We start from the raw sequence: 14197 nt of genomic DNA on the forward strand, positions 1-14197 counted from the left end.
CGCAAGCGCCGCGCCCGACGCCATCAGGCCGCGCGGCACACGAAGCGAGCGCCGGACATCGATCCGGCGCGCTCGCTACGCTTCGAACCATTCCCCGAATGCGGATCTAACGACCGAGTAGCACGTCCAGCAGGCTGGAACGGTGCTCGCGGCGCGGCGCCTCGTAACCGCCGACATTGGCCGGCGGCACCGGCGCGTCGTCGTATCCCCCGTCATAGCTGCCGCGCGCCATTCCCTGCTGGCCGCCATTGCCGCCCTGGGGGTAGCCATCGCCGCCGGCATCAGCCACCGGCATGCCGGACCCGTCGTTCGCCGGTGCCGGGTTGGAGCCGTCGTCGACGGGAATGTCGGAATAGGGAAGCGGGCTCGGGTCGATGCCGTCGTGCGCGGCGGCCATGAACTGGTGCCAGGCGGTCGCCGGCAGCTTGCCGCCCGTCACGTGCTTCATCGAGGAGCCGTCGTCGTTGCCGAACCACACGCCGGTGACGAGGTTCGCCGTGAAGCCGACGAAGAGCGCGTCGCGCCAGTTTTGCGTCGTGCCCGTCTTGCCACCCATCTGCCAGCCCTTCAGCTTGGCGTTGTGGCCGGTGCCGTGGTTGACGACGTTTTCCAGCATCGCGTCCATCTCGGCGGCGATCTTCGGCTGCAGCACCTTTTGCGGCGTCGGGTCCCCCCGGTCGTAGAGCACCTTGCCCTCGCTCGTCGTCACCTTTGAGATGAAGTAGGGCTGCGCGCGGTAGCCACCGTTCATGAACGGCGCATAGGCCGAGGTCAGTTCGAGCAGCGAGACTTCCGATGTGCCGAGCGCGATCGAGGCGTTGGGCGCGATCTTCGATTCGATGCCGAGCCGGTGCGCCGTCTGCACCACGGTCTTCGGCCCGACCTCCACGGCAAGCTGCGCGGCGACGGTGTTGATGGAGTCCGTCAACGCCTTCATCAGCGTAACGGGCCCCTCGTAGGTGCCTTCGTAGTTCGTCGGCGACCATTTGCCGATCTTGATCGGCGCGTCGTTGCGCACGGAAGCGGGCGTGCGGCCCATCTCCATCGCCGCGGTATAGACGAAGGGCTTGAAGGAGGAGCCCGGCTGGCGCCTGGCGTCGACGGCACGGTTGTACTGGCTCTTGGCGTAGTCCCGTCCGCCGATCAGCGCGCGCACCGCGCCGGTTCCGTCCATGGCGACGAGCGCGCCCTGGCCGACCTTGTCCTTCGTCCCGTCCTTCGCCAGCGCATCGTCGATCGCGCCCGCCGCATCGTGCTGAAGCTGCGCGTCGATGGTGGTGGTGACGACGACGTCCTCCTTCACGTCGCCGATCAGCTTCGGCAGGCGGTCCATCACCGCATCCGCGGCGTAGTTTTCGGAGCCCGTCCAGTAGCTCTTCTTCTTTTTCCGGTCGGGCTTCGCCTTCAACGCCGCATCGATATCACCCTGATCGATGTAGCCGGCGTCCTTCATGGCGTAGAGGACGACGCGCTGGCGCTGGTGCGCCTGCTTGGGATGGTTGAGCGGGGAAAGCCGCGAGGGCGCTTTCACGAGGCCGGCGATGAGCGCGGCCTGTGCCAGCGTCACGTCCTTGGCGTCCTCGTGGAAATAGGTCCGCGCCGCCGCCTGCACGCCGTAGGCGCCGGAGCCGAAATAGACGCGGTTCAGATACATGTCGAGGATCTGGTCCTTCGTGAACTTGTGCTCCAGCCAGAAGGCCAGCATCAGTTCCTGTATCTTGCGTTCGAGCGTGCGCTGCGGCGAGAGGAAGAGATTCTTCGCCAATTGCTGCGTGATCGTCGAGCCGCCGGCGACCGCGTGGCCGTGCACGATGTCGGTCACGAGCGCGCGGCCGAGGCCGACCGGATCGACGCCGAAATGCGAATAGAAGCGACGATCCTCGATCGAGACGAGCGCTTCGGGAATGTAGGGCGACATCTCGTCGAGCGAGACGGCCTCGCCGCCGGTCACCCCGCGATTGGCCATGACGTCGCCATGCACGGAAACGATCTGGACGTTCGGCGGCCGGTCGGGAATGGCCCAGGTCGAAGCGCTCGGCATCTGCGCGGCGTAATAGGCAACGACGCAGCCGATGCCGATGACGCCCCATATGCCGACCACGAGACACCAGTAGATGCCGCGGCGCATCCAGCCGAACAGGCCGAGACGCCGCCGGCGACCACCGCCGCCACGGCCTCCGCCGGAACCGCCGCCCTTGCCGCCGCGGCCACCGCCGCCGGTTCCCGAATCACGACGCGTGGAGGACTTCGTCTTCCGCGGTTTGCCCGAGGGCCGTCCACCGCCGCCGACGCGCTCGCCCGCATCGATGCGCAGGCCGTCGTCGTTCGCGCGCGGACGGCCTGCGAAGGTCGGCTCGACCCGGCGATCTGTCTTCTTTCTGGCTGCCATCAGTCCCCGACGATTCGGCCCCTTAGACCACGCTAGAGCGGGTGAACTTTAAATGCGGCGATTTAAGGAGGCCTTACATGGGCCGTCAGCCCGCGCTCCTCGTGCCTTCACCGCATCAATAGAGCGTCAGCCAGACCGGGAGCACGTGCACGTCCTGCAAGTGCTCCACCAGTTCCAGTGCGGGAAAGAGCGCGATGAACCAGAGTCCGTCGACGAAGGTCCGCCGCAGTGCCTTCGGCGAGAAGGTCGGCGAAGAGCCCTCGCGATAAAGCAATGGCTGCGGCCAGAAGCGCGGCGTTCGTGTCCGATAGGCGGCGAACGCCGCACCATAGCGCGAGTCGAGATATTTCTCTTCGCCATTGCGCGCCATGCCGAGCGCGCAATAGGCGAGGACGAAGAGCGTGGCCGCGATGACGAGCGAACCCGCCATGAGGCCGACACCCGCCGCGGCGATGCACGACGAGACGTAGAGCGGATTGCGCGTGATCGAGTACGGCCCGGTCGTCACCAGCGCGTCGTTCTTGCGTCCGCCGATATAGAGCGTGCTCCACAGCCGACCCGCGATGCCGATGACCACCACCAGCAGGCCCGTATCCTCGATGAACTCGTGCGCTTCCATCGAGAAGACGGGGCGGATGACGAGGAGTGCGAAAGCGACGAGGCCTCCGCCTATCTGGAGCAGGCGAAGCCGCATCGTCTGGTCGAAGGGGCTCGCATTCGTCGAAATCGTCATCGCTTCATTGGTCTCGTAGTGTGCTTCACGCGGCTTTTATGCGGAGAAAGCAGCGAAAGAACGACGGTGCGTGGCCTTGCTTCAGGCAAGCGCATGAAGAATACGGATCCACGAACGGATACCGCGCTGAAACGACGTCAGCTCGTACTTCTCGTTGGGCGAATGGATGCGGTCGTCGGACAGGCCGAAGCCGACGAGCAGCGAGTCCATGCCGAGCTTTTTCTGGAAGTCGCCGACGATCGGGATCGAGCCCCCCATGCCGATCATCACCGCAGGGTTCGGCCATTCGTCCGACAGCGCCTCTTTCGCCTTGGTCAGCAGGGGCGAATCGTAGGGTAGCTGGATGGCGCCCGATCCGCCGTGCTTGGAAAAGCGCACCGAACAGTCGTCGGGAATGCGCGCCTCCACGAATTCGCGGAAAGACGCGCGAACGGCAACGGGATCCTGCGTGCCGACGAGGCGGAAGGAGACCTTCGCGCTCGCCTCGGCGGCGATGACCGTCTTGAAGCCCTCGCCCGTATAGCCGCCGTGGATGCCGTTGACCTCGGCCGTCGGCCGCGCCCAGGTCAGTTCCAGCGCGCTGCGCCCGGTTTCACCGGACGGCTTCGAAAGACCGACCTCGCCGAGGAAGTCGGCGTCGGACTTTCCGAGCGCGGTCCAGCTCGCCTTCACGTCGTCCGGCGTCTCCTCCACGCCGTCGTAGAAGCCGGGAACCGTGATCCGGCCCGTCTCGTCGTGGAGGTCGGCGAGGACCTTCGCGAGCACGTGGATCGGGTTCGCCGCGGCGCCACCGAAATAGCCCGAATGCAGATCGCGATCGGCCGCCGTGACGGTGATTTCCTCGCCGACGAGGCCGCGCAGGCCCGCCGAAAGCGCCGGGGTGTCCGCGTCCCACATGTTCGTGTCGCAGACCATCGCGAAATCGGCCTTGAGTTCCTCGGCATTGGCGTCGAGGAAGGGCTTGAGCGAGGGCGAACCGGACTCTTCCTCGCCCTCGAAGAGGATGGTGACGCGGCATGGCAAGCCGCCCTCGGCCTCCTTGTAGGCACGGCAGGCCTCGACGAAGGTCATGAGCTGGCCCTTGTCGTCCGCCGATCCGCGTCCCGTGACGACCTTGCGCCCGGTGGCACCGGTGCGCAGTTCCGGCATGAAGGGGTCGGTCTCCCAAAGCTCCAGCGGATCGACCGGCTGCACGTCGTAATGGCCGTAGAAGAGCGCGTGCGGCGCATCGGGCGCGGCACCCGCGTGATGCGCCACGACCATCGGATGACCCGTCGTCTCGCGCAGGTCGGCATCGAAACCCAGCGAACGCAGTTCCTGGACGAGCCATTCGCCGGCCCGGTGGCAATCGCCTGCATGGGCGGGATCGGTGGAGATCGAGGGAATGCGGATGAGTTCGAACAGGCGTTCGATCCCGGCATCGAGATTGCCGTCGGCCTTTTCGAGTACGGCGTTTACGTCCGGCATGGAAGTGAGCCTCGCTGGTCGGTGATTTTTGCCGCGACCTTACCGCCTGTCACGCAAAATGGAAGCGTTCCACGCCGATGGACGTATCCCTACGTCACTGCGACGACCGGACAAGAAAAAGCCGCCGTGGCTGGAGGGGGCACCACGGCGGCACTCTTTTGGAACGCAAGGTCCGGAGAGGGGGAGACCTTCGTTCCAGATCCGGCGAGGGCGGGGGACTGGCCTTATCGCCGGAAGGGCGGCAAACGATGCTGCCTTCGAGGTACGAATTGGGCGTCGGAATATGGCGATTCAAGGACCGTCGAGGCACCGGCGCCGTTACAAATCGGTAACCTTGCCGAAGGGCGCAAAACGAGGGCGCGAGAAGGCGCTGCGCGGCTTCGTGATCCGCCGGTTTCCATTCCCGCGCGTTTGCTCTAAAGGCGGATGCCATGAAAGCAGGCGATCACCTCTTCCTCATCGACGGCTCGGGCTACATCTTCCGCGCCTATCACGCGCTGCCGCCCCTGACGCGCAAGTCCGACGGCCTGCCGGTCGGCGCCGTTTCGGGCTTTTGCAACATGCTGTGGAAGCTGCTTTCGGATGCGCGCGACACGTCCGTCGGCGTCACACCCACGCACTTCGCCGTCATCTTCGACCACTCCGCGAAGAATTTCCGCCACGACCTCTACACGGACTACAAGGCCAACCGCTCCGCGCCGCCGGAGGATCTCGTTCCCCAGTTCGCCCTCATCCGGCAGGCGACGCGCGCATTCAACATTCCGTGTATCGAGCGGGAGGGGTTCGAGGCCGACGACATCATCGCCACCTATGCGAGGCTCGCCGAGGGCGTCGGCGCGGACGTGACGATCGTTTCCTCCGACAAGGACCTGATGCAGCTCGTCGGCGAGCACGTCTCCCTCTACGATTCCATGAAGGACCGTCAGATCGGTCCCGCCGAGGTGCGCGAGAAATGGGGCGTGGGGCCGGAAGGCATGATCGACCTTCAGGCGCTCGTCGGGGATTCGATCGACAACGTGCCTGGCATTCCGGGCATCGGCCCGAAGACGGCCGCCCAGCTCCTCGACGAATACGGCGATCTCGACACGCTGCTCGAGCACGCCGGCGAGATCAAGCAGAAGAAGCGGCGCGAGAACCTGCTCGAATTCGCCGAACAGGCGCGCCTTTCGCGTGACCTCGTTCGGCTGAAGACGGATACGCCCGTCGATCTCGACCTCACCGCGCTGGTCCTCGAGCCGCAGGACGGCCCACGCCTCGTCGCCTTCCTGAAGGGCCTCGAATTCTCCTCCCTGACGCGGCGCGTGGCCGAGGCGACGGGCACGGATGCTGCGACGGTCGAAGCCGAGACGGTCGAGGGCGAAGCGGGCAGTGCCGCGCACGGGCCGGACCTCGACCCCGGCGATGCGGATGCGGATGCCGATACGAAAGCGGTCGGTGCGCGCGCGTCGGATGCGTTCGCCAACGGGGCGTGGACGCCGGCGGCCCTTGCCGCAAAGCGCTCCGAGGCGGCGGCGGCAGGCACGATCGACCATGCCCGCTACCACTGCATCCGCGACCTCGAGACGCTGAAGCTGTGGGCCGAGGAGGCTCGCCAGAGCGGCCTCGTGGCGTTCGACACGGAAACGAACTCGCTCGACGCAATGCAGGCGGATCTCGTCGGCTTTTCGCTGGCGCTGACGCACGACGTGCGCGATGCGAGCGGGGCTGCGATCCGCGCGGCCTACGTGCCGCTCCTCCACCGCAAGCAGGAGGACGACCTTCTCGGGGGTGGCCTCGTCGAGGATCAGGTGCCTTTCGACGAGGCGCTTTCGATCCTGAAGGCGGTGCTCGAAGACGCCTCCATCCTCAAGATCGGTCAGAACCTGAAATACGACTGGCTGGTGATGAAGCGCCACGGCGTGACGATCGCCGGCTTCGACGACACGCTGCTGATCTCCTACGTGCTCGACGCCGGACGCGGCAATCACGGCATGGACGTGCTTTCCGAGCGCTGGCTCGGGCATACGCCGATCCCGTACAAGGAGGTCTGCGGCACCGGCCGTTCGGCGATCACCTTCGAGCGGGTCGATCTCGAGGCGGCCACGCGCTACGCCGCCGAAGACGCCGACGTCACGCTGAGGCTCTGGCTCGTGCTCAAGCCGCGGCTCGTCGCCGACGGGCTGATCGCCGTCTACGAGCGACTGGAACGTCCTCTCGTCGCCGTGCTCGCGCGCATGGAAGAGCGCGGGGTTTCGGTTGACCGGCAGATCCTTTCGCGCCTTTCGGGCGAACTGGCGCAGGGGGCTGCCGCCCTCGAAGCCGAGATCCAGGAGATCGCCGGCGAACCGTTCAACATCGGCTCCACGAAGCAGCTCGGCGAGATCCTCTTCGGCAAGCTCGGCCTTCCCGGCGGCGCCAAGACCAAGGGCGGGCAATGGTCGACTTCGGCGCAGGTGCTGGAAGACCTCGCCGCCGCCGGCCACGAGCTGCCGCGCAAGATCGTCGACTGGCGCCAGCTCACCAAGCTCAAATCGACCTATACGGACGCCCTGCCCGGCTACATCCATCCGACGACGACGCGGGTGCACACGTCCTACGCGCTCGCCTCGACGACGACGGGCCGGCTCTCCTCCTCCGAACCGAACCTGCAGAACATCCCGATCCGCACCGCGGTCGGGCGAAAGATCCGCACAGCCTTCGTCGCTGAGCGCGGGCACAAGCTCGTCTCGGCCGACTACAGCCAGATCGAACTGCGCGTGCTTGCCCATGTCGCCGAGATCCCGCAGCTCGTCCAGGCCTTTGCCGACGACATGGACATCCACGCCATGACGGCGTCCGAGATGTTCGGCGTTCCCGTGGAGGGTATGCCGGGCGAGGTGCGCCGGCGGGCGAAGGCGATCAATTTCGGCATCATCTACGGCATTTCCGCCTTCGGGCTCGCCAACCAGCTCGGCATCGAGCGATCCGAGGCCGGCGACTACATCAAGCGCTATTTCGAGCGCTTCCCCGGTATCCGCGACTATATCGAGGACACCAAGGCGTTCGCGCGCCAGCACGGCTACGTCGAGACGATCTTCGGACGGCGGGCACACTATCCCGAGATCCGCTCGGCCAACCCCTCGATGCGCGCCTTCAACGAGCGTGCCGCAATCAACGCGCCGATCCAGGGATCGGCCGCCGACGTCATCCGCCGGGCGATGATCCGCATGGAGGACGCACTGGCGCATTCGAACCTCGCCGCGCGCATGCTGCTGCAGGTCCACGACGAACTGATCTTCGAGGTGCCGGACGACGAGGTCGAGGCGACGATGCCGCTGGTGCGCTCCGTCATGGAGGAGGCGGCGATGCCGGCGCGCGCCATGCGGGTGCCGCTTCGCGTCGACGTGCGGGCCGCCGACAATTGGGACGAGGCGCATTAGGGCATGTCGATGCATGTGACCGGGGGGTCGCTTTGATCGGATTGGTTCACCGCCGCGACCGCGAGCGTGAAACGCGGACGGCGTCGGTTCGCCGTGCGCCCGGACAGTTCGCAGGCCGATTTTCGCGGGCTCCGGCATGAGGGGCACGGCGACCAGCATGCCCGGCTCGATCGAACGGGCGTCGACGATCGGCATGGTGAGCCGGGGATTGCGGTGGTGACCTCGGAGCGCCTCCATTTCGTCCTCTTCATCAACGGCGTGTTCCTGATGGCGATGGCCGCCACCATGCTCATTCCGGGCGCGGTGGACCTCGTATCCGGGCGCATACGCGACGCGATCAATTTCGGCACCTGCACGGTCGTCGTCGGCATCGTCGGCTCGTCGCTCGCCGCCGGCTTCCATCGGCCCGACTTCAGGCTTCCCGACCGGCGCACGGGCTATCTCGTCACCGTCACCGCGTGGCTTTCGGCGAGCCTGTTCGGGGCGCTGCCGCTTTATTTCTCGTCGCTGAAGATCACCTATATCGACGCCGTCTTCGAGACGGTCTCGGGCCTGACGACGACGGGTGCGACGGTGCTTTCCGGGCTCGACACGATGCCGGACGGGCTGCTTCTGTGGCGCTCGCTGCTCAACTGGATCGGCGGCGTCGGCATCATCGTCATGGCGCTGAGCATCCTGCCGGCGCTCGCCGTCGGTGGTATGCAGCTCTTCCACTCGGAATCCTCCGACATCTCGGAAAAGCCCTTCCCGAAGGTGCGCCAGCTCACGCGCATGATCGCCATCGTCTACGTGTCGCTGACGATCGCCTGCATCGCCTGCCTCGTGATGGCCGGCATGCCGGTCTTCGACGCCGTCAACAACGCCATGGCGACGATCGCCACCGGCGGCTTCTCGGTAAAGGACGCGTCGATCGGCTTCTACAATTCGGTGCCGATCGAGATCATCCTTGAAATCTTCATGATGGCCGGCGGCCTGCCGCTCGCCTTCTACGCCGTCATCCTGGTGCAGCGCGGGCGCACCCGGGTCTTCGACCAGCAGATAAAGCCGTTCATGCTGACGACGGCGGCGGCGATCGCGCTCGCGACGCTGTGGAACATCTCGCAGGGCATGGAGCCGCCCGAAGCGCTGCGCGGCTCGGCCTTCAACGTCATCTCCGTCATCACCAGCACCGGTTTCGTCACCAGCGACTTCTCGTCCTGGGGCAGCTTCGCCGTCGGGCTCTTCTTCATGCTCTACTTCGTCGGCGGCTGCGCGGGTTCGACGGCCGGCGGCATCAAGGTGTTCCGCTGGCAACTTCTCTTTTCGGGCATGAGCGCCAGCCTGCGCCGCATGCTCTCGCCGAACGCGATCATCGCGACGCGCTACCAGGGCAAGCCCGTCGAGGAGAGCGAGATCAGCGCCGTTCGCAACTTCTTCTTCCTCTATCTGATCACCTTCGCGGCCATCGCCGTGGCGCTGACGGCGACCGGCCTCGACTTCCTGACCGCCTTTTCGGCGAGCGCGCAGGCCATGGGCAACATCGGCCCGGGACTGGGGCCGATCGTCGGGCCGGCGACGAACTACGAATCGATCTCGCAGACCGCGAAGGTGCTGATCTCGCTCGGCATGCTGCTCGGCCGGCTCGAGCTCGCGACCTTCTACGTAGTGCTGCTGCCGACGTTCTGGACACGATAGATCATTCGAAAACAACGGGATGCGAAGCGAACACGCGTGTGTGAAGGAATTCGCCGCATCGGCTTTCCGCCCGCTTGCAGTCCAAAAAACCGCTTCTTATATACGCTCCAACCCTGCGGCGACCGCCGTGGTTATCGCAAACCAACGTTCCCGTTAGGGGCTGTCAGACGGAATGCCTGATCGGATCCCGACAGCCCGCTTGAAGGAGAGAAGAATATGTCACGAGTAATCGGTATCGATCTTGGCACGACCAATTCCTGCGTCGCCGTGATGGACGGCAAGGACGGCAAGGTCGTCGAGAACGCCGAAGGTGCACGCACCACCCCTTCCATGGTCGCCTTCACCGAAGACGGCGAGCGCCTTGTCGGCCAGCCCGCCAAGCGCCAGGCGGTCACCAATCCGCAGAACACCCTGTTCGCCATCAAGCGTCTGATCGGCCGGACCTATGCGGATCCGACAACCCAGAAAGACAAGGACATGGTCCCCTACAGCATCGTCAAGGCCGACAATGGCGATGCTTGGGTCGAAGCGCATGGCGAGAAGTATTCGCCGTCCCAGATTTCCGCGACGATCCTTCAGAAGATGAAGGAAACGGCGGAATCCTATCTCGGCGAGAGCGTCGACAAGGCGGTGATCACCGTTCCCGCATACTTCAACGACGCCCAGCGCCAGGCGACCAAGGACGCCGGCAAGATCGCCGGGCTCGAGGTGCTTCGCATCATCAACGAGCCGACGGCGGCCGCGCTCGCTTACGGGCTCGACAAGAAGGAAGGCAAGACGATCGCCGTGTACGATCTCGGTGGTGGTACCTTCGACATCTCGGTTCTTGAAATCGGCGACGGCGTCTTCGAGGTGAAGTCGACGAACGGCGATACCTTCCTTGGCGGCGAAGACTTCGACATGCGTCTCGTCGAGTATCTCGCCAACGAGTTCAAGAAGGAACAGGGCATCGACCTGAAGCAGGACAAGCTCGCCCTTCAGCGCCTCAAGGAGGCCGCCGAGAAGGCGAAGATCGAGCTCTCCTCCTCGCAGCAGACCGAGATCAACCTGCCCTTCATCACGGCCGACCAGTCCGGCCCGAAGCACCTGACGATGAAGCTTTCGCGCTCCAAGCTCGAAGCGCTCGTCGAGGATCTGGTCAAGCGCACGGTCGAACCCTGCAAGGCGGCCCTCAAGGATGCCGGCGTGCAGGCTGCCGAGATCGACGAGGTCGTTCTCGTCGGCGGCATGACCCGCATGCCGAAGGTCCAGGACACGGTGAAGCAGTTCTTCGGCAAGGAAGCCCATCGCGGCGTGAACCCGGACGAGGTCGTCGCCATCGGCGCGGCCATTCAGGCCGGCGTACTGCAGGGTGACGTCAAGGACGTGCTGCTTCTCGACGTGACGCCGCTTTCGCTCGGCATCGAGACGCTGGGCGGCGTGTTCACGCGCCTCATCGAGCGCAACACGACGATCCCGACGAAGAAGTCGCAGACCTTCTCGACCGCCGAGGACAACCAGGGCGCGGTGACGATCCGCGTCGGCCAGGGCGAGCGCGAGATGTTCGGTGACAACAAGGGCCTCGGCCAGTTCGACCTGATGGGCATTCCGCCGGCACCGCGCGGCGTGCCGCAGATCGAGGTGACGTTCGACATCGACGCCAACGGCATCGTCAACGTCTCGGCCAAGGACAAGGGCACCGGCAAGAGCCACGAGATCCGCATCCAGGCTTCCGGCGGTCTTTCCGATGCCGACATCGAGCAGATGGTCAAGGACGCCGAGACGAACGCCGAGGCCGACAAGAAGCGGCGCGAGGGCGTCGAGGCAAAGAACCAGGCGGAAAGCCTGATCCATTCCACGGAACAGTCGATGAAGGACTACGGCGACAAGGTTTCCGCGGAGGACAAGTCCGCCATCGACACCGCGCTTTCGGACCTCAAGGGCGCCGTCGAGCAGGAAAATGCCGATCCGGAGGACATCAAGGCCAAGACGCAGGCGCTCGCCGAAGCGTCGATGAAGCTCGGACAGGCGATGTACGAATCCCAGCAGGCCGAACAGGCCGAGGGTGACGCGCAGACCGACGCCCAGCAGTCCGGCGAGGACGTCGTCGATGCCGATTACGAGGAGATCGACGACGAGGACGACAGCGCCAAGAAGTCGGCGTAAGCGAAAACCCATCCTAAGAACGGCCCGGCTGCAGCTTGCCTGCGGCCGGGCTTCACGGTTTACGGGGTCACAGACGCATGGCAAAGGCCGATTTTTACGAGACGCTGGGTGTCGCGCGGGGTGCGGACGAAAAGGAGCTGAAGAGCGCCTACCGTAAGCTCGCGATGAAGTACCACCCGGACAAGAATCCCGACAACAAGGATGCCGAGGTTCGGTTCAAGGAAATCAACGAGGCCTACGAGACGCTGAAGGACCCGCAGAAGCGGGCCGCCTACGACCGGTACGGCCACGCCGCCTTCGAAAACGGCGGTGCGGGAGGCGGCTTCGGCGGAGGCGGCGGTTTCGGCGCCGGCGGGTTCTCCGACATATTCGAAGACATCTTCGGCGAGATGATGGGCGGGCGCGCCCGGCGCTCCACCGGCGGGCGCGAACGCGGTGCCGACCTTCGCTACAACATGGAAGTCGATCTCGAGGAGGCCTTCGCCGGCAAGACGGCGCAGATCCACGTGCCGACCTCCATCACCTGCGACGTGTGTTCGGGCTCGGGCGCCAAGCCCGGCTCGCAGCCGCAGACCTGCCAGACCTGCGGCGGCAACGGCCGCGTACGCGCGGCCCAGGGGTTCTTCTCCGTCGAGCGTACCTGCCCGACGTGCCAGGGCCGCGGCCAGACGATTTCCGATCCGTGCGACAAGTGCCACGGCCAGGGCCGCGTGACGGAAGAGCGTTCGCTCTCGGTGAACATTCCCTCGGGCATCGAGGACGGCACGCGCATACGCCTCGCCGGCGAGGGTGAAGCCGGCTTTCGCGGAGGCCCTTCGGGCGACCTCTACATCTTCCTTTCCGTGCGCCCGCACGAATTCTTCCAGCGCGACGGGGCGGACCTTTTCTGCGCCGTGCCCGTGTCGATGACGACGGCGGCGCTCGGCGGCAAGTTCGAGGTCGGGACGATCGACGGCACGAAATCGCGCGTCAGCATTCCCGAAGGCACGCAGCACGGACGGCAGTTCCGCCTCAAGGGCAAGGGCATGCCGGTCCTGCGTTCCAACCAGCACGGCGACCTCTACATCCAGATCGCCGTCGAAACGCCGAAGAACCTTTCGCGGCGCCAGCGCGAGTTGCTGGAAGAGTTCGAGGAGCTTTCATCGAAGGAAAACAGTCCGGAATCGTCCGGATTCTTTTCGAGGATGAAGGACTTCTTCGACACCTTGAGCGAATGAACGAAACGGGCGGCGAACAACTTGGTTCGTCGCCCGTTCTTCCATGCATGGGGGATGAAAGAACGGCTCGCATGGTGCGCCGCCGGTTCGCCGCAAAGGAAGGGAGAATGTCATGAACGACCAGCCTCAAAAGAGCCTGGGCAAACGGTTCGACGAGCAGATCCGCTTCCTCAAAGGATGGATGGGCGACGCGAAGGCGGTCGGTGCCATCGCCCCTACCTCGCCGATCACCGCGCGCCGCATGGCGAGCGTGACGGACCCCTCCTCAGGCCTGCCCGTGCTCGAACTCGGCGCGGGCACGGGTGCGGTGACGAAGGCGATCCTCGAACGCGGGATCGCGCCTGAAAACCTCGTCTCCGTCGAAACCTCCGCGGATTTCATGCGCGACCTTCGCACGCGATTTCCGCGCGTTCGCTTCGTCGAAGGCGACGCGTTCGATCTCGACGGCATCGAGCGCGCGACGGGCATGGGTCGCTTCGATTCGGTCGTTTCGGCCATTCCGCTTCTCAATCTTCCGAACGACCGTCGTCTCAAGCTTATCGAAAGCCTGCTCGACCGGATGGCGCCCGGCCGTCCCATCGTGCAGATCTGCTACGGCGCGAAATCGCCGATCCCCGCCGAGAACGCCGATTTCGACGTGAGGCCGCTCGACTGGATCGTGCGCAACATACCGCCGGCACGCCTGTGGATCTTCAGCCGTTCCGTATCCTGACCGACGAAGGCCGCTTCGAAGCTTCGAGGACGAGTCGGCCTATGCGATCGTTTTCCCGTCACGCGGGAATGCGCTAGCCGAACTGGAACAGCGCGGCCATGTAGACCACCGCGACATAGGTGAGCTGGTGCAGGAACTGGTCCGTTCCGTGCGCGGCCCAGAACGTCCACGTGTTCGACGCGCCGGCATGGCGCTCGGCCCAGCGCGTCTGGCTGTAGTCGATGGCGAAGTGGACGAGACCCTCGGCGACGAGGATCAACGTCATCGGAACGGCGGCGACACCGTAGAGCACGAGGACGATGAGACTGCCGGCCACATGGACGAGCGCGTGCAGGTAACCGCCCGGATGCGCGAGGTTCGTCTTGTTCGCGAGCATCCATTTCGGCTGAAGCAGGTAGTCCGCCGCGAAGTGTTTCACCTGCAGACCGATCAGCACCAGCACCACTGCAATATGCATGCCGT

General features: G+C 65.3%; 9 protein-coding genes. 5 read left to right on the forward strand and 4 right to left on the reverse strand.

Features of this window, described 5'->3' with window-relative positions; translation table 11 throughout:
* Positions 1 to 106: 106 nt before the first annotated feature.
* From FJU11_RS14795 to FJU11_RS14805, 3 genes are all read right to left on the reverse strand, one after another.
* Complete coding sequence (locus FJU11_RS14795) at positions 107 to 2389, reverse strand: transglycosylase domain-containing protein (RefSeq protein ID WP_141167848.1); 2283 nt, start codon at positions 2387 to 2389, stop codon at positions 107 to 109.
* 115 nt (positions 2390 to 2504) lie between these two features.
* Positions 2505 to 3122 (reverse strand): methyltransferase family protein, encoded by a 618-nt coding sequence (locus FJU11_RS14800; protein ID WP_141167849.1) that lies wholly within the window; start codon positions 3120 to 3122, stop codon positions 2505 to 2507.
* Positions 3123 to 3203: 81 nt separating this feature from the next.
* Positions 3204 to 4589, reverse strand: a complete 1386-nt coding sequence (locus tag FJU11_RS14805; RefSeq protein ID WP_141167850.1) for a dipeptidase — start codon at positions 4587 to 4589, stop codon at positions 3204 to 3206.
* Between the two features lie 431 nt (positions 4590 to 5020).
* Here FJU11_RS14805 and polA point away from each other — a divergent pair, with 431 nt between their 5' ends.
* The 5 genes from polA (at position 5021) to pmtA (ending at position 13735) form a co-directional block, all read left to right on the forward strand.
* Complete coding sequence (gene polA, locus FJU11_RS14810) at positions 5021 to 7987, forward strand: DNA polymerase I (protein ID WP_141167851.1); 2967 nt, start codon at positions 5021 to 5023, stop codon at positions 7985 to 7987.
* Between the two features lie 216 nt (positions 7988 to 8203).
* Positions 8204 to 9661: a TrkH family potassium uptake protein gene (locus FJU11_RS14815; protein ID WP_141167852.1), complete on the forward strand. Its 1458-nt coding sequence runs from the start codon at positions 8204 to 8206 to the stop codon at positions 9659 to 9661.
* 216 nt (positions 9662 to 9877) lie between these two features.
* The gene (gene dnaK / locus FJU11_RS14820) at positions 9878 to 11806 is read left to right on the forward strand and encodes a molecular chaperone DnaK (protein ID WP_141167853.1); all 1929 of its coding nucleotides are present in this window, start codon (positions 9878 to 9880) and stop codon (positions 11804 to 11806) included.
* A 77-nt stretch (positions 11807 to 11883) separates the two neighbouring features.
* On the forward strand, positions 11884 to 13023 hold the full coding sequence (dnaJ, locus tag FJU11_RS14825; protein WP_141167854.1) for a molecular chaperone DnaJ: 1140 nt from the start codon (positions 11884 to 11886) through the stop codon (positions 13021 to 13023).
* 112 nt (positions 13024 to 13135) lie between these two features.
* Positions 13136 to 13735: a phospholipid N-methyltransferase PmtA gene (gene pmtA, locus FJU11_RS14830; RefSeq protein WP_141167855.1), complete on the forward strand. Its 600-nt coding sequence runs from the start codon at positions 13136 to 13138 to the stop codon at positions 13733 to 13735.
* A 73-nt stretch (positions 13736 to 13808) separates the two neighbouring features.
* Here pmtA and FJU11_RS14835 read toward each other — a convergent pair whose 3' ends face one another.
* Positions 13809 to 14192 (reverse strand): DUF3307 domain-containing protein, encoded by a 384-nt coding sequence (locus tag FJU11_RS14835; RefSeq protein ID WP_141167856.1) that lies wholly within the window; start codon positions 14190 to 14192, stop codon positions 13809 to 13811.
* Positions 14193 to 14197: the final 5 nt, after the last annotated feature.

The organism is Pararhizobium mangrovi (genome assembly GCF_006516965.1).
GTDB lineage: Bacteria > Pseudomonadota > Alphaproteobacteria > Rhizobiales > Rhizobiaceae > Pararhizobium_B > Pararhizobium_B mangrovi.

Bases quoted from the DNA above. Each gene is read 5' to 3' on its own strand.
- polA (WP_141167851.1), top strand. From the start codon at position 5,021: ATGAAAGCAGGCGATCACCTCTTCCTCATCGACGGCTCGGGCTACATC.
- FJU11_RS14835 (WP_141167856.1), bottom strand. From the start codon at position 14,192: ATGCATATTGCAGTGGTGCTGGTGCTGATCGGTCTGCAGGTGAAACAC.
- pmtA (WP_141167855.1), top strand. From the start codon at position 13,136: ATGAACGACCAGCCTCAAAAGAGCCTGGGCAAACGGTTCGACGAGCAG.
- FJU11_RS14795 (WP_141167848.1), bottom strand. From the start codon at position 2,389: ATGGCAGCCAGAAAGAAGACAGATCGCCGGGTCGAGCCGACCTTCGCA.
- dnaJ (WP_141167854.1), top strand. From the start codon at position 11,884: ATGGCAAAGGCCGATTTTTACGAGACGCTGGGTGTCGCGCGGGGTGCG.
- FJU11_RS14805 (WP_141167850.1), bottom strand. From the start codon at position 4,589: ATGCCGGACGTAAACGCCGTACTCGAAAAGGCCGACGGCAATCTCGAT.
- FJU11_RS14800 (WP_141167849.1), bottom strand. From the start codon at position 3,122: ATGACGATTTCGACGAATGCGAGCCCCTTCGACCAGACGATGCGGCTT.
- dnaK (WP_141167853.1), top strand. From the start codon at position 9,878: ATGTCACGAGTAATCGGTATCGATCTTGGCACGACCAATTCCTGCGTC.